Origin of the sequence: Archangium gephyra (assembly GCF_049060025.1) — a bacterium.
Lineage (GTDB): Bacteria > Myxococcota > Myxococcia > Myxococcales > Myxococcaceae > Archangium > Archangium gephyra_A.
Genome location: NZ_JBMEQQ010000002.1, coordinates 3,485,618 through 3,505,348, shown reverse-complemented (window position 1 = coordinate 3,505,348; position 19,731 = coordinate 3,485,618). Strand labels below are relative to the sequence as shown.

The 19,731-nt window shown below is 70.8% G+C and carries 20 protein-coding genes and 3 pseudogenes; 16 read left to right on the top strand and 7 right to left on the bottom strand.

Annotated features, from left to right (window positions below):
* The first annotated feature begins 161 nt into the window (after positions 1 to 161).
* Complete coding sequence (locus tag ACN28I_RS15135) at positions 162 to 689, top strand: YkgJ family cysteine cluster protein (protein ID WP_420942737.1); 528 nt, start codon at positions 162 to 164, stop codon at positions 687 to 689.
* Here the strand turns inward: ACN28I_RS15135 and ACN28I_RS15130 are convergent.
* The 5 genes and pseudogenes from ACN28I_RS15130 to ACN28I_RS15110 form a co-directional block, all read right to left on the bottom strand.
* Positions 673 to 1,143, bottom strand: a complete 471-nt coding sequence (locus ACN28I_RS15130; RefSeq protein WP_420942736.1) for a CBS domain-containing protein — start codon at positions 1,141 to 1,143, stop codon at positions 673 to 675. The genes ACN28I_RS15135 and ACN28I_RS15130 overlap by 17 nt on opposite strands.
* A gap of 35 nt (positions 1,144 to 1,178) precedes the next feature.
* Entirely contained in the window at positions 1,179 to 1,772 is a 594-nt protein-coding gene (locus ACN28I_RS15125; RefSeq protein WP_420948643.1) for a sigma factor-like helix-turn-helix DNA-binding protein, read from the bottom strand.
* 14 nt (positions 1,773 to 1,786) lie between these two features.
* Positions 1,787 to 2,146, bottom strand: a pseudogene (locus ACN28I_RS15120) (sigma factor); the annotation flags it as partial.
* A 153-nt stretch (positions 2,147 to 2,299) separates the two neighbouring features.
* Complete coding sequence (locus tag ACN28I_RS15115; RefSeq protein WP_420942735.1) at positions 2,300 to 2,698, bottom strand: DoxX family protein; 399 nt, start codon at positions 2,696 to 2,698, stop codon at positions 2,300 to 2,302.
* Positions 2,695 to 4,173, bottom strand: coding sequence for a sigma-54-dependent transcriptional regulator (locus ACN28I_RS15110; RefSeq protein ID WP_420942734.1), 1,479 nt, complete (start codon positions 4,171 to 4,173; stop codon positions 2,695 to 2,697). Before ACN28I_RS15110 ends, ACN28I_RS15115 begins: the two co-directional genes overlap by 4 nt.
* Before the next feature lie 150 nt (positions 4,174 to 4,323).
* Between ACN28I_RS15110 and ACN28I_RS15105 the strand changes: the two genes are divergently transcribed.
* Complete coding sequence (locus ACN28I_RS15105; RefSeq protein WP_420942733.1) at positions 4,324 to 4,707, top strand: hypothetical protein; 384 nt, start codon at positions 4,324 to 4,326, stop codon at positions 4,705 to 4,707.
* A gap of 77 nt (positions 4,708 to 4,784) precedes the next feature.
* Here ACN28I_RS15105 and ACN28I_RS15100 read toward each other — a convergent pair whose 3' ends face one another.
* Positions 4,785 to 4,988 (bottom strand): YtxH domain-containing protein, encoded by a 204-nt coding sequence (locus ACN28I_RS15100; RefSeq protein ID WP_420942732.1) that lies wholly within the window; start codon positions 4,986 to 4,988, stop codon positions 4,785 to 4,787.
* Between the two features lie 971 nt (positions 4,989 to 5,959).
* Between ACN28I_RS15100 and ACN28I_RS15095 the strand changes: the two are divergent.
* From ACN28I_RS15095 to ACN28I_RS15030, 14 genes and pseudogenes are all read left to right on the top strand, one after another.
* A pseudogene (locus ACN28I_RS15095) lies at positions 5,960 to 6,109 on the top strand (OmpA family protein); the annotation flags it as partial.
* A gap of 26 nt (positions 6,110 to 6,135) precedes the next feature.
* On the top strand, positions 6,136 to 6,570 hold the full coding sequence (locus ACN28I_RS15090) for a chemotaxis protein CheW (protein ID WP_420942731.1): 435 nt from the start codon (positions 6,136 to 6,138) through the stop codon (positions 6,568 to 6,570).
* Between the two features lie 3 nt (positions 6,571 to 6,573).
* Positions 6,574 to 6,954 (top strand): protein CrdC, encoded by a 381-nt coding sequence (locus ACN28I_RS15085; RefSeq protein ID WP_420942730.1) that lies wholly within the window; start codon positions 6,574 to 6,576, stop codon positions 6,952 to 6,954.
* Positions 6,951 to 8,750, top strand: a complete 1,800-nt coding sequence (locus tag ACN28I_RS15080) for a methyl-accepting chemotaxis protein (RefSeq protein ID WP_420942729.1) — start codon at positions 6,951 to 6,953, stop codon at positions 8,748 to 8,750. Before ACN28I_RS15085 ends, ACN28I_RS15080 begins: the two co-directional genes overlap by 4 nt.
* Positions 8,747 to 10,570 (top strand): methyl-accepting chemotaxis protein, encoded by a 1,824-nt coding sequence (locus ACN28I_RS15075; protein WP_420942728.1) that lies wholly within the window; start codon positions 8,747 to 8,749, stop codon positions 10,568 to 10,570. Before ACN28I_RS15080 ends, ACN28I_RS15075 begins: the two co-directional genes overlap by 4 nt.
* Positions 10,567 to 12,336, top strand: a complete 1,770-nt coding sequence (locus ACN28I_RS15070) for a chemotaxis protein CheA (protein ID WP_420942727.1) — start codon at positions 10,567 to 10,569, stop codon at positions 12,334 to 12,336. The genes ACN28I_RS15075 and ACN28I_RS15070 overlap by 4 nt, the downstream gene beginning before the upstream one ends.
* Positions 12,221 to 13,078, top strand: coding sequence for a response regulator (locus tag ACN28I_RS15065; RefSeq protein WP_420948642.1), 858 nt, complete (start codon positions 12,221 to 12,223; stop codon positions 13,076 to 13,078). Before ACN28I_RS15070 ends, ACN28I_RS15065 begins: the two co-directional genes overlap by 116 nt.
* Positions 13,079 to 13,147: 69 nt before the next feature.
* Positions 13,148 to 14,209 (top strand): chemotaxis-specific protein-glutamate methyltransferase CheB, encoded by a 1,062-nt coding sequence (cheB, locus tag ACN28I_RS15060; protein WP_420942726.1) that lies wholly within the window; start codon positions 13,148 to 13,150, stop codon positions 14,207 to 14,209.
* A 271-nt stretch (positions 14,210 to 14,480) separates the two neighbouring features.
* Positions 14,481 to 15,587, top strand: coding sequence for a CheR family methyltransferase (locus ACN28I_RS15055; RefSeq protein ID WP_420942725.1), 1,107 nt, complete (start codon positions 14,481 to 14,483; stop codon positions 15,585 to 15,587).
* Between the two features lie 76 nt (positions 15,588 to 15,663).
* Positions 15,664 to 16,527 carry a tetratricopeptide repeat protein gene (locus ACN28I_RS15050; RefSeq protein ID WP_420942724.1) on the top strand — a complete coding sequence of 288 codons (864 nt, stop codon included), beginning with the start codon at positions 15,664 to 15,666 and terminating at the stop codon, positions 16,525 to 16,527.
* The gene (locus ACN28I_RS15045; RefSeq protein WP_420942723.1) at positions 16,524 to 16,655 is read left to right on the top strand and encodes a hypothetical protein; all 132 of its coding nucleotides are present in this window, start codon (positions 16,524 to 16,526) and stop codon (positions 16,653 to 16,655) included. Before ACN28I_RS15050 ends, ACN28I_RS15045 begins: the two co-directional genes overlap by 4 nt.
* A gap of 72 nt (positions 16,656 to 16,727) precedes the next feature.
* On the top strand, positions 16,728 to 17,639 hold the full coding sequence (locus ACN28I_RS15040; protein ID WP_420942722.1) for a 5'-nucleotidase: 912 nt from the start codon (positions 16,728 to 16,730) through the stop codon (positions 17,637 to 17,639).
* A gap of 123 nt (positions 17,640 to 17,762) precedes the next feature.
* Positions 17,763 to 17,981, top strand: a pseudogene (rpmE, locus tag ACN28I_RS15035) (50S ribosomal protein L31); the annotation flags it as partial.
* 288 nt (positions 17,982 to 18,269) lie between these two features.
* Positions 18,270 to 19,154 (top strand): DNA-methyltransferase, encoded by an 885-nt coding sequence (locus ACN28I_RS15030; RefSeq protein WP_420942721.1) that lies wholly within the window; start codon positions 18,270 to 18,272, stop codon positions 19,152 to 19,154.
* Positions 19,155 to 19,157: 3 nt separating this feature from the next.
* On the opposite strand, the gene msrB is transcribed toward ACN28I_RS15030, so the two are convergent.
* Entirely contained in the window at positions 19,158 to 19,580 is a 423-nt protein-coding gene (gene msrB / locus ACN28I_RS15025; RefSeq protein ID WP_420942720.1) for a peptide-methionine (R)-S-oxide reductase MsrB, read from the bottom strand.
* Between the last annotated feature and the right edge of the window lie 151 nt (positions 19,581 to 19,731).

Below are 19,731 nucleotides of genomic sequence, written 5' to 3'. Positions count from 1 at the left end.
TCTATGCGCTCCCGGGCCCGTGTGGCTCGGGCCCCCGCTCCACCCGCGGCCACGCCGGGAGCCGGGCCGGTGGAGGACATCCGCTCTCTGGGCCGCTTGTTCACACATGGTATCTGGGGCTCTCCTGCGGGAGCCCCCTCCCGCCGCGAGGTCCCCTCTCCATGGAGCCACTCACCGAAGCACAACGTAAGACGCTGGAGGATCTCTACCGGCGCATCGACGAGCGGGTGTCCCCCATTGCCGGGACCCATGCCTGGTGGCCCTGCCGGAAGGGGTGCGACCACTGCTGCCGTCATCTGGCGGCGCCGCTGACCATCACCCGGCTGGAGTGGACGTATCTCTGGGAGGGCTTCCAGGCCCTGCCCCCGGAGACGCGGGAGGAGATCCGGGCCCGCGTGGCGGAGCTGAAGGGCACGCAGCGGCCCTATTCTTGCCCGTTCCTCGACCGCGAGTCCGGCGGCTGCCGGGTGTACGCGCACCGGCCCATGGCCTGCCGGACGTATGGCTTCTATGTGAGCCGGGGCACGGGCAACTGGTGCCACCTCATCCTCGGGCTGGTGGAGCGGCACGGGGACGGGGACATCGTCTGGGGCAACCAGGATGCCATGGAGGACACCCTGGCCCGGTTGAGCGGCGACACCGTCCCGCTCTTCGAGTGGTTCGCCACCGCGCCTACTGAGGGGTGTTGAGCTCGCGGAGCACCTCGCCCGCGTGCCGCGCCTCGCCCGGCACCGTGGCCAGGTCATCCAGGCTGATGAGGCCCACCGGCTTCTTGTACGTGTCGATCACCACCAGCCGCCGCACCGCCTTCTCCTCCATCAGGTGCTCGGCCTCGGTGATGGGGGCGTCCGCGTCGCAGGTGATGACGGCGTGGGTCATCGCCTCGCGCACCGGGGTGCGGTTCGGATCCTTGCCCGCCGCCGTCGCGCGCACGGTGATGTCCCGGTCCGTCACCATCCCCACGAGCTGCCCTCCGTCCATGACGGGCAGTGCCCCGATGCCGAACGAGCGCATCCGCTCGGCCGCCGCGCGCAGGGTGGCCTCCGCTTCGATCGTCTCCAGGCCCTTCGTCATCAGCTCGCCGATCCGCATCTGCCGTCTCCTCGGGGCGCTCCGCGTCCCCATGTGTTCCCCGATGCTCACGTGCAACTCCTCTGCCACTGGTGAGAAAGCCCGGCTCAGGCCGGTGCATGCAGGCCGGACGCTGGCTCCGCGCCCAGCCAGGTGAAGTCTGGCATGTGCTCGTGCAGGTACTCCCGCATGCTCGCGATCAGCCCGGCTTCCACCTGGCGGGCCCGTTCGCGGCTGACCCGGAAGTGCTGTCCGATGGTCTGCAGCGTCTCGGGTTCCTCGGCCAGGAGCCGGTGCTCCAGGATGTAACGCTCGCGCTCGTCGTGCAGCGCATGGGCGAAGTGGCGGACCTTCTCGTGGAACCACCGCGTGAGCTCCGCCGTCCGAGCTCCTCGTCCACGGTCGGCGCGCCCGAGGGCAGGGCGCGGGCCGGAGCGGGGCGGCCCGACTCGTCGTCGGAGGCGGTGGCGTCGAGCCGCACCTCGTCCTGGCGCAGCCGTTGATCCATCTCGACGACGTCTTCCTCGGGGACGCCCAGCCGCGCGGCCAGCAGCCCGGCGCTCACCTCCAGGCCCGAGGCGAGCAGGCGGCCCTCCTCCTGCCTCATCCGGAAGAACAGCTTGCGCTGCACGTCCGTCGTCCCGAGCTTCACCAGCCGCCAGTTCTCCATGATGAAGCGCAGCAGGTAGGCGCGGATCCACCACGCCGCGTAGGTGCACAGCCGTACGCCGCGTTCGGGCTCGAAGCGCTCCACGGCGATGACCAGGCCCAGGTTGCCCTCCTGGATGAGGTCCATGAGGAGGAGGGGAGGGCGGTGGTGCTCCCGGGCCAGCTTCACCACCAGCCGCAGGTTCGAGGCCACCAGCCGGGCCTGGGCCTTCGGGTCGCTGCACTCGCGGAAGTGCCGGGCGAGCGCCGCTTCCTCCTCGCGGGAGAGGAGGGGATGCCGCCGCACTTCCGCCAGCCACGTCTCGAACAGCGCGCGGTCATCGGGCGTCAGCGCGGCCCGGTGGGCGCGGTGACGCTTCGAGGGCCGCGCCAGCCGGGCGGGGCGGAAGTGGGGGACGGGAAGCATTCGAGGGCCTCGCGGGATCACAGACGATCTGCGACCGCTGCCGCCGTGATGCAGCAAGCGTGCGAGGTGGGGGCCTCCCGGTGAGACGCCCGGCCGACCGCAAATCCTGCATGCGTGCGTGCGGCCGGGTGCAGAAGGTGCGGGGGCCTCGGGTCAGGCCTTCCGGCGGCGCACCTTCGCATCGAGGCTGTAGGGCCCACCGCCGACGAGCACGGCCGCGGCGAGCACCGAGAGGTACAGCAGGGCCAGCTCCATGCGCCCGAAGGGGTCCACCCGGTGGCGGTAGAGGGCCACCACCATGGTGAAGGCCGCGAAGGCCGCGGCGGGCCGGGTGAAGAGGCCCAGAGCCACCAGCAGTCCCCCCACCAACTCGGCCAGCGCCGCGCACCAGGCGAAGAAGGTGGGGAAGGGGAAGCCGAGCGCCGCCACGCCCTCGGCGAAGCGGCTGATGCCTCCCGTCACCTTGGGCAGACCATGTCCGAGCGCCAGCGTCAGGCCGAACACCACCCGCACCAGGGTCCATCCGATTGCTGCCCCATGCGTATTCATCATCCCTCACCTCCGCTGGGGCCCGCGTCCTTCTCGGCGCCGCGCCGAAGACCCAGGGCCTTCATTTTTTTATAGAAGTGACCGCGCTCGAGATCGAGTAGCCGCGCCGCTTCTGTGACGTTGTCCTGGGTGTGCGAGAGCGTGAAGAGGATGATCTCCCGCTCGGCGTCCTCCACCTGCTCGCGGAAGGTCCGGTCCACCCGGGGCCGGAAGCCGCTGGTGGCCGCCGGGGCCGAGGACACCGCCGCGGGGACGGGCAGGGGAGGGGGACGAGGCGCGGAGGCATCGGCCGGAGCCGGCGGTGGCATGGCGCCCCTTCCACGGGGCAGCAGCTCGGCGGCCTCCGGGCCGGTGACGACGGGGCCCTCGCAGAGGATGGCCAGCCGCTCCACCAGGTTGCGCAGCTCGCGCACGTTGCCCGGGTAGTCGTAGGCGGACATCACCGCCAGGGCCTCGGGCGACAGCGCCAGCGGCCGGCGCCCGTTCTTCGTGCACGCCTCCTTCAGGAAGGCGTCGATCAGCGCGGGCAGATCCTCCCGCCGCTCGCGCAGGGGCGGCGAGTGAATCTGCACCACGTTGATGCGGTAGTAGAGATCCTCGCGGAACCGTGCCGCTTCGATCTCCTTCTCCAGGTTCTTGTTCGTCGCGGCGATGACGCGCACGTTCACCTTGAGGGTCTCCGTGCCGCCCACCCGCTCCAGCTCGCCCTCCTGCAGCACGCGCAGCAGCTTGGTCTGCATGGCCTGGGGCATGTCGCCAATCTCGTCCAGGAAGAGCGTGCCCTCGTGGGCCAGCTCGAACTTGCCGCGCCGCACGCTCACCGCGCCGGTGAAGGCGCCCTTCTCGTGGCCGAACAGCTCGCTCTCGATCAGCTCATGGGGCACGGCCGCGCAGTTGAGCTTCACGAAGGGCCCGTTCTTGCGCTTGGAGTTCTGGTGCAGCGCGCGGGCGATGAGCTCCTTGCCGGTGCCGTTCTCGCCGGTGATGAGCACCCGGCCCTCGGAGGGGGCCGTGCGCTGGATGAGCGAGAAGATGCGCTGCATGGCCGGGCCGCTGCCCACCATGTCGTAGCGGCCCACCTCGGCGCGCAGGGCCTGCAGCTCCTCGAGCATCGCCTGCTGCTTGAGCGCGTTGCGCAGCGCCACCAGCAGCCGGTCGCGGGCGATGGGCTTCTCCAGGAAGTCCCGTGCGCCCAGTTGCGTGGCCTTCACCGCCGTGTCGATGGTGCCGTGCCCGGACATCATGATGACGGGCAGCTCGGGTCTGAGCTCCATCAACCGGGCGAGGGCCGTCAGCCCGTCCATGTCCGGCATCTTCACGTCCATCAACACCGCGTCCACGGGACGCGCGGACACCACGTCCAGGGCCACCTGGCCGCTGGCCGCCAGCTCGGTGCGGTAGCCCGCGAGCTGCAGCGACGTCTGGAGCGTCAGGAGGATGTTCTTCTCATCATCGACGATGAGCACGGTCGAGGGCATGTCGAAGCACCTTGGAACAGAATCAGTGTGGCCGCTGGACCGCACCGTCCCGGAAATCCGCCGTCCGTTCAAGCGCCAAGCGCCGTGTTCGGAGACGAGCCGGTTGACCGGAACGCCCGGGTGTGGGGCACTCAGGCGAGGAGGTGCGGCATGGCGTTACTGACGGCCCAACTGGGCGCTTGGACGGTGATGTTGTTGATGGGGACGGGCGGGGCGGAGGCGGCGGGCGGCTCGACGCTGAAGCAGCGGGCGGAGACGCTCGCGAGCGAAGCGCGGGCCCTGGCGAACCCGCGCGGGTGCGAGAAGGTGGAGGAGTGCGAGATGGCGGGGTTCGGCCACAAGCCCTGCGGCGGGCCGCGCGAGTACATCGCCTGGTGCTCACGGACGACGGACGGGAAGACGCTGCGGGCCCGGCTCGAGGCCCTCGAGGAGGCCGAGAAGGCGTGGCAGGAGGAGGCGGGGCTCAAGTCGAATTGTGGCCTGACGCGCCAGCCCCGGCTCCGGTGGAAGGACGGGCAGTGCCTCGCCCGGTAACGTGAAGCACGGCCCACGCCGCACCGGTGCACACCGGGGGCGTGGGCCAGGGTATCGAGGAACTTCCGAGGGCCCGCTCAGTCGTCGGTCGCGTCCTCGATCTTGTCGCCCGCCTTCTCCGCGGCGTCCTCGACCTTGTCGCCCGCCTTCTCCGCGGCGTCCTCCGTCTTCTCTCCGGCGCGCTCCACGTCGTCCTTGGCGCTCTCCCGGGTGTTGCGGTGGCAGCCCACTCCCGCCAACAGGGTCCCCAGCGCTACGGCGAGCAGTGCCTTCCTCGTCATGTCCCCTCCTCGTAGGGGGCTCCGGCCTTGGACCGCCGGAGCCTCGTCATGCGAAGGAAGGTACGGACGCCTCGCGCGCCGTCCAGGGAGTTGAAAGCAAGTGGGCCGCCCCTCCGGAAGCAGGGCAGGCATCCAGGCGGGCGGTCCCGTCTCCTTGGAAACCGGCGCTGACATCCCGGCGGCTCCTCCCGGGGGGCGCGGGGCCCGTGCCGCCGGATTTTCGTTGTCCTATCAAGGGCTTCGGTGGTGGGTGCAACCTTCCAAAAGGGACAAATTGCTTTGACTCCGCGTTCCCGTGCGGGCTAGACGCGGACGGCTCGTGACTGGTGTGAGTCGTCCACAGGACCCCCTTTTGCTCGGAGGAGTAATGCGTCGGATTTCGATGGTCGCGGGGCTTGCCCTCGCTGTGACGGTGCTGGCTGGCTGCCCGCCGACCTATCCCAAGTGCAACAGCGATGAGACCTGCCAGGAGCGGGGCGAGGTCTGCGTCAATGGCTCCTGCCAGGAGTGCGCCTCCGACACCAACTGCAAGGAGGGCTTCGCGTGCCAGGAGAACAAGTGCGTTCCCAAGGGCCCGGAGTGCTCGCGCGATGAGCAGTGCACGGGCGGGAAGATCTGCGAGGCCGGCAAGTGCGCCGAGCCGCAGTGCACCTCCAAGGGCCAGTGCGAGGGGGCCCAGGAGTGCCAGAAGGGCCGCTGCGCGCTGCCTCCGGGCGCCTGCAACTCCAACACCGACTGCGGTGGGGACCAGGAGTGCCAGGAGAACAAGTGTGTGGCCGCGGCCCAGAAGGCCGAGTGCAACTACGAGCCGTTGCTCTTCGGCTTCAACGAGGCCGCCCTCAGCCCCGAGGCCCAGAACCGGCTGGGTGAGCTGGCCCAGTGCCTGAAGGACTCGGGCGGCCGCATCGAGCCTCGCCGGGCATGCGGACGAGCGTGGCACGGAGGAGTACAACCTCCAGCTCTCCCAGCGCCGCGCGGCCTCGGTGAAGAAGTACCTGGTGGACCTGGGCGTGCCGGCCAACACCCTGAAGACGGTGGGTTACGGCGAGAACAAGCCGGCCGAGCAGGGTGCCGGCGAGGACGCCTGGGCGGCCAATCGTCGCGTGGAGTTCGTGCGCTAGCCGTCTTGAGGTAGGCTGCGCGCGAAATGGCCTCGACCGAGACCGAGACGCGGCAGTCCTACCTCGTATTCGCCTGCGGCAGCAGCTGGTACGCCGTACCCGCTGAGTGCGCGGCGGAAGTCGTCAGCTTTCCGGAGCTGACGCGGGTGCCCGGCGCCCCCGGGCACCTGTTGGGAGTTTTCGCCCACCGCGGGGAGGTGATCCCCGTGGTGGACATGAGCATGCTGGTTTCCGGGGAGAACGAGCCCACCCGCCGCGCCGTGCTGGTGCGGCTGACGCGTGGCACCCTGGCCCTCACGGCCAGCCGGGTCGCCGGCGTGTCCCAGGTGGACGGCCGCCTGGAGCCCCTGGGCGCCAACGGGGTGCACCTCCACCTGCGAGGGCCTGCCCGCAGCGCCGAGCGCGACGTGGCGGTCATCGATCCCGAGGGGCTCTTCGATCACCTCAGCCAGGGAGGCTGAGCCATGGCCACGGGCAGCCGCAGCATCACGGGCATGCTCCTGTGCAGGGCGGGCCACCAGCGGGTGGCGTTCTCCGCGCACGAGGTGGCCACCATCGAGTCTCCCAGCACCTTCGGGGGCCTGGCCGGTTCGGCGTGCCGGGCCTTTGGCGCGGTCACCGGGGCCGAGCGCATCCTCGTGGCCGCCACGGGTGAGGCGGTGGGCGTGGACGCGTTGGAGATCGATTCCGAGCCCCTCACGCTGTTGCCGGCGCCCACGGTGCTGTGCCGGGTGGCGGGGGGGAGCCTGCTCGGCTTCGTCCAGGTGCGCGGCGGACTCTGGCCCTTGATGTCATTGGTGGACTTCGGGCGCTTCCTGGCGCCCACCGTCCGGGAGGCCGCATGAGCGCCCCAGGGGAACTGAAGGGCCTGGCGGCTTGGACCACGCGTCCGTCCTGGCTGGGCGGCATGGTGGGGCTGGGACTGGCGCTGTTCTACGGCCGCCTCACCCACTCGGTGCCCGAGGGCCGTGGCTGGCTCTTCGCGGGGTTGCTGCTGGCGGTGCTGGTGATGAACTCCGTCCTGTCCATCGCCCAGGTGCGTCACGCATTGCGCGTGCTGCGGGCGGTGGAGCAGGGGCGGCTGCCCGCCAATCCGGACAACCTGCGCCGCGCGCTCCAGGAGGTCCGCCGCATCCCCGGGCGCTGCTTCTGGTTCACGCTCCAGGGCTGGCTGGGCGGCGCGCTGATGCTGGCGGCGACGTTCCCGCCCCTGGCGGACGCCCCCTGGAGCATGGGGATGCGCATCGGCCTGGTGGGAATCTCACTCGGTCCGCTGTCCGCCATGCTCGCCTACCTGTTGGTGGTGCGCCGGGGCCGCCGGGCCGCCGGGCGCATCGCCGCGCAGGGCCTGTCCCCCCAGGAGGTCATCGCCGCGCTTCCCTCGGAGCGGCTGCGGCTGCGGCGGCGGCTGGTGATGTTCACCGCGGTGGCGGTGCTCAGCCCCTCCGTCTTCATCCTCGACGTGTCGGTGAGCCGCACGCTGAGGACCTTCGATCAGATCCAGGAGGCCCGGGGCGAGCCCGAGGTGCAGCAGCAGGTGGTGCAGAAGGCGCGCCGGGCCACGGGTCTGCCGCTGGGGGCGCTCGCCGGGCTGGTGGTGCTGCTGGTGGTGGGCACGGCGTACGTGGCGGGCACGGCGCTGGCCGAGCCCCTGCGCGCCCTGTCCGAGGACGCCACCCGCATCGCCCAGGGCGAGGTGCGCACCCCGCGCTTCATCCCCGCCGAGGACGAGGTGTGGGCCGTGTCCGGCGCCTTCACCCGCATGCAGGCGCAGCTCGCCCAGGCGCTCGTGCAGTTGCAGCGCGCGGGACTTCAAATCTCCTCCACCACGGAGCAGTTGGTGGCCACCTCGGCGGACCAGGAGTCCGGGGCGGGGGAGCAGGCCATCTCGCTCAACGAGACGCGGGCCACCACCGAGGAGCTGGCGCGCTCGGCCCAGCAGATCGCCGTCAACGCCGAGTCGGTGTCGGCCATGGCGGAGACGACCTTCGGGGCGGCGCAGAGCGGGCAGCGCAGCGCGGCGGCCTTCCTCGCCGCCATGCACCGCATGAAGGGCGACAACCAGGCCATCGCCGACGCGGTGGTGCGGCTCAACAAGCGGGTGCAGCAGATCGGCAAGGTGGTGGAGTTCATCAACGAGATCGCCGACAAGTCGGACCTGCTGGCGCTCAACGCCGAGCTGGAAGGCACCAAGGCGGGCGAGCCCGGCCGGGGCTTCTCGCTGGTGGCCGCGGAGATGCGGCGCCTGGCGGAGAATGTGCTGTCCTCGACCCTGGCCATCGAGCGGCTCATCGATGAAATCCGCGACGCCACCCAGGCGGCGGTGATGGCCACGGAGGCGGGCCTGAAGACGACGGATCGCGGCGCCTCGCTGGCGGCGCAGGTGGATCAGAGCCTGGGCCTCATCCTCGAGCTGGCGCGGCAGACGTCCCACGCCGTGCGCTCCATCTCCCTGGCCACCCAGCAGCAGCAGACGGGCACGGATCAGCTCGCCGCCGCCATGGGCGACATCCTGCGCGTCACCGAGGAGAACGCCGAGGCCACCCAGCAGATGGTGGCCGCCAATACGGACCTGTCCGCGCTGGCCAGAGACCTCAAGGCCACGGTGCAGCGCTTCCGCGTGGCGGAGAGGGAGGGATGATGCAGCTCCGTCGCTTCTTCCGGGTGCGGCGTCCCTTCAGCCTCCGCCTGGTGATGGCGGTCGTCTACGCCAACCTCACCACCTTCATCCTCGGCGGGCGCTACTCGCAGCTCACCCTCGGGGAGCGGCTGGACGAGAGCTTCCCGCTGATCCTCAAGCTGCTGGCGGTGTTCTCCTGCATCGCCATCGTGGCGCAGGTGGGCCTGTGTCTGCGCCGGCTCCGGGTGCTGCTCGGCGTGGAGGCCACCGAGGGGCCCTGCAAGCCGGAGCAGCTCGGGCAGGCCCTGCTGGAGGTCCACCGCATCGCGGACTTCACCTTCCTCTGCACGCTCGCCACGTGGCTGCTCACCCCCGTCTTCGTCAACCTGGGGCTGTGGGTGAGCGGCGCGTCCATGAGTCTGGACGAGGTGGTGCGCGTGAGCTGGCCGGGGCTGCTGTTCGGCCCGCTCTCCGCGCTGCTGACGTACTGCATGGTCACGCTGCGGGCCCGGCGCGTGGTGCTGGAGATGGCCCCCCTGGGCCTGACGCCCGAGCTGGCCATCTCCGTGGCGCCCCGGCGCTCGCAGATCCGCCTGCGGCTGAGCCTCTTCACCGGCATCGTGGTGGTGACGCCGGCCGTGCTCATCTGGGACGTGTGCTCGTCGCTGGCCAACCGGGCGTTCGATCAGGTGCTGGCGGAGACCAACCCGGTGCGGCAGGTGGCACTGGCCGAGCAGCTCCGCTCCGAGGCGCTGTTGTCCGGCGGAGCGCTGTGCGCGCTCGTCTTCGCGGTGGCCCTGGCCGCCGCCTACCTGGGCGGCACGCTGCTGGGCCGTCCCATGCGTCAGTTGGGGGAGGACGCCCACCGCATCGCCGAGGGGGACCTCAGCCGCCCGCGCATCATCCCCGCCGAGGACGAGGTGTGGGCCGTCTCGGCCGCCTTCACCACCATGCGCGCCCACCTGGCGGACGTCCTGGCCCAGTTGCAGCGCGCCGGCTACCGCATCGGCACCACCACCGAGGAGATCCTCTCCACCTCCGCGCGCTACGAGGGCGGTGCCGCCGAGCAGGCCAGCTCGCTGGACGAGACGAGCGCCACCACCGAGGAGCTGGCGCGCTCGGCCCGGCAGATCGCCGAGAACGCCGGCTCGGTGGCGGAGATCGCCCACAAGACGCTCGCGGCGGCCCGGAACGGGCAGGCCAGCGCCGAGGCCTTCCTCGAGACGATGAACCGCATGCGCCACGACAACCAGGCCATCGCCACCGCGGTGGCCCGGTTGAACAAGCGGGTGCAGCAGATCGGAAAGATCGTCGAGTTCATCAACGGGGTGGCCGACAAGTCGGATCTGCTCGCGCTCAACGCCGAGCTGGAGGGCACCAAGGCGGGCGAGGTGGGGCAGGGCTTCTCGCTGGTGGCCGCGGAGATGCGCCGGCTGGCGGAGAACGTCATCGAGTCCACCAAGGAGATCGAAGGGCTCATCGAGGAGGTGCAGGACGCCTCGGGCGGCGCGGTGATGGCCACCGAGGGCGGCGTGCGCGCCACCGAGACGGGCACCTCGCTGGCGCAGCAGGTCTCCGAGTCCTTGCGGCAGATCGTCGAGCTGGCCGGGCGCACGTCGGACGCGGTGCGGGCCATCTCGCTGGCCACGCAGCAGCAGCAGGGCGGAACGGATCTGCTGGCCGAGGCCATGGCGGACATCCTGCGCATCACCCAGCAGAGCCACAACGCCACCAAGCAGGTCATCAGTGCCAACGGCGACCTGTCCACGCTGGCGCGTGATCTGAGAGGAGTGGTGGAGCGCTTCCAGATCGATCCTCCGGTGCCAGGAGGCAAGGTGTGAGCGCGCGGGAGAAGCTGCTCAAGCAGTTCCGCGAGCTGGTGGGGGTGCGGCTGGAGCGCATCAACCGCCGCATCGTGGAGTTGGAGGCGGGCGCGAGCCTGGAGGCCGGCCGCACCGTGTTGCGCGAGCTGCACGGCCTGAAGGGCGAGGCCCGGATGATGGGCTTCGACGCCATCAACTCCGTCGTGCACGAGATGGAGGAGCTGGTGCGCTGCACCGAGCGCGCCGAGCATGCGATGTCCGCGGGCTCCATCGACGCGCTGCTCCACGCCGGAGACGCGGTGCTGGTGCTGGCCGGGGCCTCGCCCGAGCCGGCCCAGACGCCTCCCGAGGTGGACAAGCTGGTGCGGTGGCTGAAGGAGTGCACCCGCGCCGAGGCTTCCAATCCGGCGGTGCCCGCGTCTCCCCCGGGTCCGGCACAGGCCCCCGACTCCCGGGCAGAGCCCGCGACCGTCCCCGCGCGCAAGGACGTCCACGAGAAGGAGCGGGATGACCGGGAGGAGGTCACTCCCTCCTGGGGCTCGGCCCCGCTGGGCGTCTCCATGCCCTCGCTGGTGTCCCGGCAGGCGCCGCCCCCTCCGCCAGTGACTCCCGCGCACCCGGCGCAGCGGCCTCCCCTGGTGGGCCGGTCGGTGCCGGTGGAGCCTCCGCGGGTCCAGTCCTCCGCGACGACCGTGGCCACCACCACCATCAACCGGATGCCGCCCGCCTCGCCCGAGGTGCCCGTCCGGACGGGCTCGGTGCCGGGCGTGCGCGCGGGAGACCGTGCGGATGGCTCGGTGCGCATCGGCGTGGCGAGCCTGGATCTGCTGACGAGCGCGGTGACGAACCTCACCCAGGTGTCGCGCCGCCGCGAGCTGGCGACGGCCCGGCGCTTGGAGCTGGCGCGCGAGCTGAGCCTGCTGGCGCGGGCCGCGGAGGACCTGGGACCGGCGGCCGCCGCGCTGTCGGAGCGGCTCGGCAGGACGAAGGAGCTGGCCGCCGCCCTCCACCGCGAGGCGAAGCTGCTGGCCAACGAGGAGCTGCGCGACCTGGGCTACGTGGCCGAGGAGGTGCAGCGCCTGCGCATGCTGCCGCTCTCCGTCCTCTTCGAGCCCTACCCGCGCATGGTGCGGGACCTGGCGCGCGAGCTGGGCAAGGAAGTGGAGCTGGTGGTGGACGGCGAGGACACCCGCGCCGACCGGGCGGTGGTGGAGGCGCTGAGAGACCCTCTGCTGCACCTGGTGCGCAACGCGCTGGACCACGGGCTGGAGTCCCGGGTGGACCGGGTGGCCACGGGCAAGCATCCGCGCGGGCGGCTGACGCTGGGGGCCTCGCGGGATGGCAACCGGCTGGTGCTGCGGGTGCAGGACGACGGCGTGGGCCTGGAGCCCGCGCTGCTGCGCCGGGCGGCGGTGCGCAAGGGCTACCTGGACGAGGCCTCGGCGTCGGCGCTGACGGACCAGGCGGCGCGCGAGCTCATCTTCCTCTCGGGTTTCACCTCGCGCGAGGTGGCCACGGACATCTCCGGGCGCGGCGTGGGGCTGGACGCGGTGCGCAGCTCCCTGCGGGCGCTGGGCGGAGACGTGCTGGTGGCGTCCACGCCGGGCCGGGGCACGCGCTTCGAGCTTCCGGGTGCCGGTGTCCCTCACCGTGTCCCCGCTGCTCTTCGTGAAGGTGGCCGAGGAGACGCTCTGTCTGAGCGCCGTCCACGTCTCGCGGGCGATGAAGGTGGAGGCCTCGCAGATCAAGGAAGTCGCCGGGCGCGCGGTGCTCCTGGTGGATGATCAGCCCATGCCCTTCGCCTCGCTGGGGGCCCTGCTCGGGCTGGGTCCGGACGAGGTGGCGGGCGAGGGGGCCCTGGTGCTGGTGGTGCGCAGCCAGGGCGCCACGGCCGCGCTGGCGGTGGACCGGGTGCTGGAGGAGAGCGTCCAGGCCATCCTGCCGCTCAAGGGGCTGATGGCGCACTTCCCGCACCTCACGGGCGCCACCACCCTGGCGGACGGCCGGCTCGCCATGGTGCTGTCGGCGGCCCACCTCATCGCCAGTGCCCAGGGCACCCTGGGCCTGCGGATACCTCGCGCGCCCGCGGCCGCCCGTCCCCCCGCCGCCCCCCGCCGCCGCATCCTCGTGGTGGACGACTCCCCGCTCACCCGGGAGCTGATCGGCTCCCTGCTGGAGGCCGTGGGGTACGACGTCATCATGGCCACCGACGGCATGGAGGCCCTGGACATGCTCAACGGGAGCCTCAACGGGTACCTCAACGGGAACCTTAATGGGGGCTCCAATGGTCCGAAGGTGGACCTGGTCTGCACGGACCTGGAGATGCCCCGGGTGGACGGGTTGGAGCTGACCCGTCGCCTCAAGGAGCATCCAACCCACAAGGTTCTCCCGGTGGTCATCCTCACCACGCGTGGAGGCGAGGAGGACCGGCAGCGTGGGTTGGCGGCCGGAGCCAACGGCTACATCACCAAGGGTGACCTGGTGCGTCAGGATCTCGTGGATGTGGTGGGCCGTCTCCTGGGCTGACATGCGCCTGCGGGACTGGGGCCCATATTGGGTATACTCGGGGCGTCGCGCACGGGGTATGGAAGCCACATGGGCAAGAAAGTGTCAGTGCTGGTCGTTGACGACTCGCACATCTGCCGACAGCTGATTTGCGAAGCTCTGGGCCGGGATCCGGACCTGGAGGTTGTCGGGACTTGCGCCAACGGCAAGGAGGCGCTCGAGGCCGCGCGGGAGCTGCGTCCGCAGGTCATCACCATGGACGTGGAGATGCCCGTGATGGACGGGCTCACGGCCGTGGAGCACATCATGGCCGAGGTGCCCACTCCCATCCTGATGCTGACGGCGGATCCGCGGCAGCAGGCGCCGGAGCTGACGTGCCGGGCGTTGGAGCTGGGCGCGCTGGCGCTGCAGATCAAACCGGCCATCGACGCGGGCACCGAGGCGTGGAACCTGTCGCGCGAGGTGAAGCTGCTGTCCTCGGTGCGCGTCATCCGGCACATCCACAACAGCAAGCGCCGGCCGCCGCTGCCGGGCAGTGGGACGACGCCCGCTCCGGTGGTGGGCATGCCCTACGGGGTACTGGCGGTGGCCAGCTCCACGGGAGGCCCGCAGGTCCTCTTCCGGATGCTCTCCGAGCTGCCGGCGGACTTCCCCACGCCCATCGTCATCGTCCAGCACATCAACGCCGCCTTCTCCGAGTCGCTGGCGGGCTGGTTGGCCAACTCCTCGAAGCTCAAGGTGCGGCTGGCGACGGACGGCGAGCAGCTCCTGCCGGGCAATGTGCTGATCGCCCCGCCGGGGCAGCACATGTCCATTCCCTTCCGGGGGCGGGTGGCGCTGAGGCAGGGCGTGGAGCGGGACGGGCACATGCCCTCGGGCACGGTGCTGCTGGAGAGCGCGGCCAAGGCCTACGGGCGGCGCACGCTGGGGCTCATCCTCACCGGCATGGGCGAGGACGGGGCGGACGGCATGCTCGCCATCAAGCAGGCGGGCGGAATGACGTTGGCGCAGAACGAGGAGTCGTGCGTGGTGTTCGGCATGCCGGGCGCGTCGGTGGCGCGCAAGGCGGTGGATCACCTCGTCCACGGCGACGACATCGCGGGAGCGCTGGTGCGGCTCGCCCGGGGTGAGTCCCTCGCCGCGGGGCGCTGAGCGCCGGTGGCCCCTCCCACCTTCCCGCTGGCCTCCAGTCCCTTCCACGCCTTCGTGGCGCGGCGGACGGGCATGGCGTTGAGTGATTTGCAGTGCCGGCGGCTCGACGAGAAGCTGACGGCACGGCCGGGGGGGTTGAGCCCGCAGTACCTGCTGCACCTGCAGTCTCCGGCGGGCGCGGCGGACCTGGCCGAGCTCATCGACGCCATCTCCGTGCAGAAGACGGAAGCTCTTCCGGGACGAGTCGCAACTGGAGGCGCTGCGCGCGCACGTGCTGGGGCCCATGGTGGCGAGGATGCGCCGGCCGCTGCGGCTGTGGAGCGCCGGCTGCGCCACGGGCGAGGAGGTGGCCACGCTGCTGGTGATGCTCGCCGAGGTGGGGGCGGAGTCCTCCAGCACGGTGCTGGGCACGGACATCTCGGAGACGGCCATCACGCGGGCGCGGGAGCTGTGCTTCAGCGCGGAGCAGCTCCAGCGGGTGCCGTCCGGGGCGCGCGAGCGCTGGTTCCTGCCGGCTCCCGGGGGCCGCTTCACGCTGGTGGGGCACCTGAAGGATCGGGCCGGCTTCGAGTGCCACAACCTGATGGACCTGCCGTACCCGACGGCGGTGGAGGGGCAGGGCTTCGACGTCATCGTCTGCCGCAACGTCCTCATCTACTTCTCGCCCGAGTCCTTCGAGCGGGTGGTGGCGTCGCTGGCCGCGCGGCTGGCGCCGGAGGGGATGTTGGTGCTCTCGGCCGCCGAGCCGCTGCTGCGCACCCCGCCGAGCCTGCGCACCGTGCGCTTCGAGCAGGCCTTCTTCTACGCCCGGGCGCAGGAGGCCACGGCCTTCGTCGACGCGGTGCTGCCCGGGGCCCCGAGGACGCCGAGCTCCGGTGGCCTGCCCGCGGTGGGCACCCGCCAGCCCCTGCCGAGGACGCCGAGCGTCAGCGGGTTGCCGGCGGTGGGCGCCTCGACGTCGCTGCGGACCGCGACCTCGGGCCGCTTTCCGGCGGTGGCACCCCAGAAGCCGGAGGGCTCCACCGAGGTCCAACCCGGGGATGCGGGCGCGCACTCGGAGGCGGATGCCCTCTTCGCGAAGGTGCTGGAGTGGGCCTCCTCGGGCGGCGAGGCGAGCCCCCAGACGGCGGAGTCGCTGCGGCGCTGCCTCGCGTTGGATCCAGACCTGTCCGCGGCGCGCTACCTGATGGGGATGTTGCTGGAGCAGCGGGGCGCGCTGGCCGAGGCGGCCGCGGAATACCGGCGGGCCCTGCGCTCGCTGGAGGAGGGGAGGGCGCGCGCCACCCCCTTCTTCCTCAACAACGCCCGGCTCCAGGTGGCCTGTGCCCGCGCCATCGAGCGGGTGGAGCGGGGCGCCGGTCCTCCTCCGGCGCGTTGACGGGCAGGCAGGCGGGCCGCGAGGACGTGAAGAAGCCCGCGCGGGCCCGGGGGTTTGACCGTAAGATGCGCCCCCTATGCGAAGGCTTGCCCTGATCGCCCTCCCGCTCGCGCTCTCCGGCTGCTTCTACCCCGCGGATCGCGGGCGTGCCCTGGAGACCCGTCTCGCGAAGCTCGACTCCACCCAGGCGCAGCTCCAGGCGGAGCTGAAGCAGACCCGCGAGCAACTCGACGCCACGCTGCCGAAGATCGACGCGAAGATCGCCGAGGTCTCCAAGGCCCTGCAGAGCCTGGACAACGCCTCGCGGCGCTCGGGCGCGGACATTGGCATCCAGCTCCAGAAGACGGTGGAGGACCTGGCCCAGCTTCGCGGCCAGGTGGAGACGTACCTCTACAAGATTGGCGAGCTGGAGGGCGCGCTCACCAAGACGAACGAGGAGACGGAGAAGCGGCTGCTGGCCCTCAAGGGCGAGGCGGCCCTGAAGGAAGCCGAGGCGAAGAAGAAGGCCGAGGAGCTGAAGCGGCCCACGGACAAGAAGGAGTTCCTCGCGCTGGCGCAGGAGAAGGCCAAGGGCGGCGACGTGGCCGTGGCCCGGCAGCTCTACTCGGAGTTCCTCAAGAAGTGGCCCAAGGACGCGCTGGCCTCCGAGGCCCACTTCGGCCTGGGGGAGACGTACTTCACCGAGGACAAGTGCCGCGAGGCCCTCCACGAGTACGGCAAGCTGCTGCAGGAGTACCCCAAGGCCGAGTCCACTCCGAATGCGTACCTGCGCTCGTCGGAGTGCTTCAAGAAGCTGAAGATGCAGGATGAGTCGCGGCTGGCGCTCGAGGAGCTCGTGAAGGGCTACCCGAAGTCGGAGGCGGCGAAGACGGCCAAGGCGCGCCTGGCAGAGCTGGACAAGGCGAAGAAGGCCGATCCCAAGAAGGGTGGAAAGAAATGAGCTGGCGTCTGACGCTGCTGGCCGTGCTCTCGCTGCTGCTGACGCCCCTGGTGTCGGGCGCGGCGTCCAAGCAGGTGGTGCTCCTGTTCACCGGAGACAACGGGGGCGAGATCGCCCCCTGTGGTTGACGCCACAACCCGTCTGGCGGTCTGGCCAGACGAAAGACGGCCTTCTCGCAGGAGCGCGCGAATGGCGGGCCGGTGCTGGTGCTGGATGCGGGCAATGCGCTCTTCAAATCCTCCAGGCCGGGAGGGGATCCGAAGGAGAAGGAGCGGGCCGCGCTGCTGCTCGAGCTGATGGACGCGATGGGCACCACGGCCATGGCCGTGGGCTCGCGTGACCTGACGCTCGGGACGGACTTCCTCGTCCGCACCACCAAGGGCAAGAAGCTGAAGCTGCTGTCCGCCAACCTGGTGGGCGCGGGAGGCAAGCCGCTCTTCCCGGCCTCCACGGTGGTGACGGTGGGCGACGTGAAATTCGGGCTGGTGGGCCTCTCCCCCGAGGGGCCTGCCGGCGCGCAGCAGGGCGTGGTGGGCAAGCCTCCGGTGCCCGCGGCCATCGCCGAGGCCCGCCGCCTGCGCACCCAGGAGAAGGTGGACGTGGTGGTGGTGCTCGCCGCCATGCCCTACCCGGATGCCCTCGCGCTCTCCCAGGAGGCGGGCAACTCCGTGGACTTCATCCTCCAGTCGCACGACAACCGGGGCCAGGGCGTGGCGCAGCGCAACGACTTCGCCACCCTCGTCCCCACGGGCGAGCGGGGGCGGCAGATCGGCCACCTGGCGCTCTCCGTGGGGGGCAAGGGGCCCTTCGTGGACCTCTCCGAGCCGGAGCGGGCCCAGCAGAACCTGCGGATCCTCGATGCCAACCTCCAGCAGGCGCGGCGGAGCCTGGCGGCCGCCAAGGACGAGCGGACCCGGAAGACCTGGGAGGAGACCATCGCCAGCTTCGAGGCCCGCAGGAAGGCGCTCGCACTGCAGGTGGAATCGGGCAAGCAGGGGCTCGAGCGGACCCACCGCCTCTCGTACATCCAACTGGGCAGCAACGTGCGGGATGATGCCGAGGTGAAGAAGCGGGTGGAGCGAATCGAACCCCCGGGTTCCGCATCTCATTAGTCTGGACGGGGCCCGGTCGCGGGCCTTGTGCCAGGGCCGGTCCGCCGTTATAAGCGCCGGCCTACCTCTAGAACGCCAGACCTCCCACCCCGGTGTGGGGGCAAGGCGCAGGGAGTTGTCCAAATGAAGCCCGATCTGCACCCGGTCTATCCCGCCGCCCGTATCACCTGCGCGTGCGGTCACACCGTCGAGACCAAGTCCACGCGTGGCTCGTTCACCGTGGAAGTCTGCTCGAACTGCCACCCCTTCTTCACCGGCAAGTACAAGCTGCTCGACACCGCGGGCCGCGTGGAGAAGTTCCGCAAGAAGTACGGCACGGGGGCGGGGACGTCCGCCGCTGCTCCCGCCGAGGGCGCTGCTCCGGCCGCTGCTCCCGCCGAGGGCGCTGCCCCCGCCGCGAAGAAGACCGCCGCCAAGAAGGCCAAGGCCTAGTCTCTTCCGCCTCACCGCGTAGCACCCGCCGAGCACGGCGCTGGAAGGCCTCGATGAGAGGCACTCCCGCCGTGCTCGCGGCGTTTCTGGCACCCGCGTTCCACGTCAAGTTTCAGGGTGCTACAGGCCAAAATTTGGACGTAGCACGCTGTTGCCCGCACATTGCCGCCCGTCACGACGACCCCTGACGGAGGCGAGATGTCCGCGGAAGCCACTGCCCTGAAGCTTGTTCAGCAGCCCTCTCTGCGCGAGAGCCTTTTCGCCAAGAGCGATGCCTACCGGCTGTACCAGGGCGATAGCCTGGCGCTGCTCGAGCAGTTCGACGCGGGCACCTTCGACATGGTGTTCGCCGACCCGCCCTACTTCCTGTCCAACGGCGGCTTCACCTGCAAGAACGGCAAGCGCGCCGCGGTGAACAAGGGCGGCTGGGACGTGTCGCGCGGGGTGGACGAGGACCACGCCTTCACCACCGCGTGGCTCAAGGCCTGCCAGCGGGTGCTCAAGCCCACCGGCACCATCTGGGTGAGCGGCACGCAGCACGTCATCTTCTCGGTCGGCTTCGCGATGCAGAAGCTCGGCTACAAGCTGCTGAACACCGTCACCTGGTACAAGCCCAACGCCAGCCCCAACCTGGCGTGCCGCTACTTCACGCACTCCTCCGAGCTGCTCATCTGGGCCTCGCCCAAGCCGGCGGCCAAGCTGCAGCACACCTTCAACTATTCGAAGATGAAGGCGGACAACGGCGGCAAGCAGATGCGCGACGTGTGGGCGCTGCCGCGCACGGGGGACGAGGAGCTGGCCGCGGACGAGTCCGGCCGCGTGTGGACGATGACGGCGCCGCGCCGCGAGGAGAAGGCGCACGGCAGCCACCCCACGCAGAAGCCGGTGTCGCTGCTCGAGCGCGTCATCGAGGCGAGCACCCCCGAGGACGCGGTGGTGCTGGACCCCTTCAACGGCAGCGGCACCACGGGTGTGGCGGCGATGAAGCTGGGCCGGCGCTACGTGGGCATCGACATGGACGAGCAGTACCTGAAGCTGTCGCAGAAGCGCCTGGCCGAGGCCGAGCGCGCCGCGCGCCGGTAGTCCTCACTTCGTGGCGAGCTGGAGGGGCTGGCCTTCCGGCACGTGCTTCATCGCCACCGAGTTCATGCAGTAGCGCAGTCCGGTGGGCGGCGGACCATCCGGGAAGACGTGTCCCAGGTGGCCATCGCACCGGCCGCAGCGCACCTCGGTGCGCAGCATGCCGTACGAGCGATCCTGGTACTCCGTCACCGCATCCGGCCCGAGGGGCTGGGTGAAGGAGGGCCAGCCGGTGCCCGACTCGAATTTCTCGCCGGACTTGAAGAGCGGGTTGCCGCAGCCGGCGCAGACGTACGTGCCGGGCGTCTTCGTCCCGAGGAAGCACCCGCTGCCGGGGCGCTCGGTGCCATGGTGGCGCAGCACCTGGTACTCCTCGGGTGTCAGGCGCTTGCTCCACTCCTCGTCACTGAGGATGAATTTGTCAGCCATGTCTTCATCCTGCTGTCCGCCCTGCCCGGGAGCAATCCTTCCTTGGGGCTCGGCGCTCGGGGATTGACACAGGCTGTGTGGGTGCCCATCCTGGGCGTCTGGTTCGCGCGGATGCTCCTTGCGCGGCGGGAGGTGTGCCATGGGACGTGTC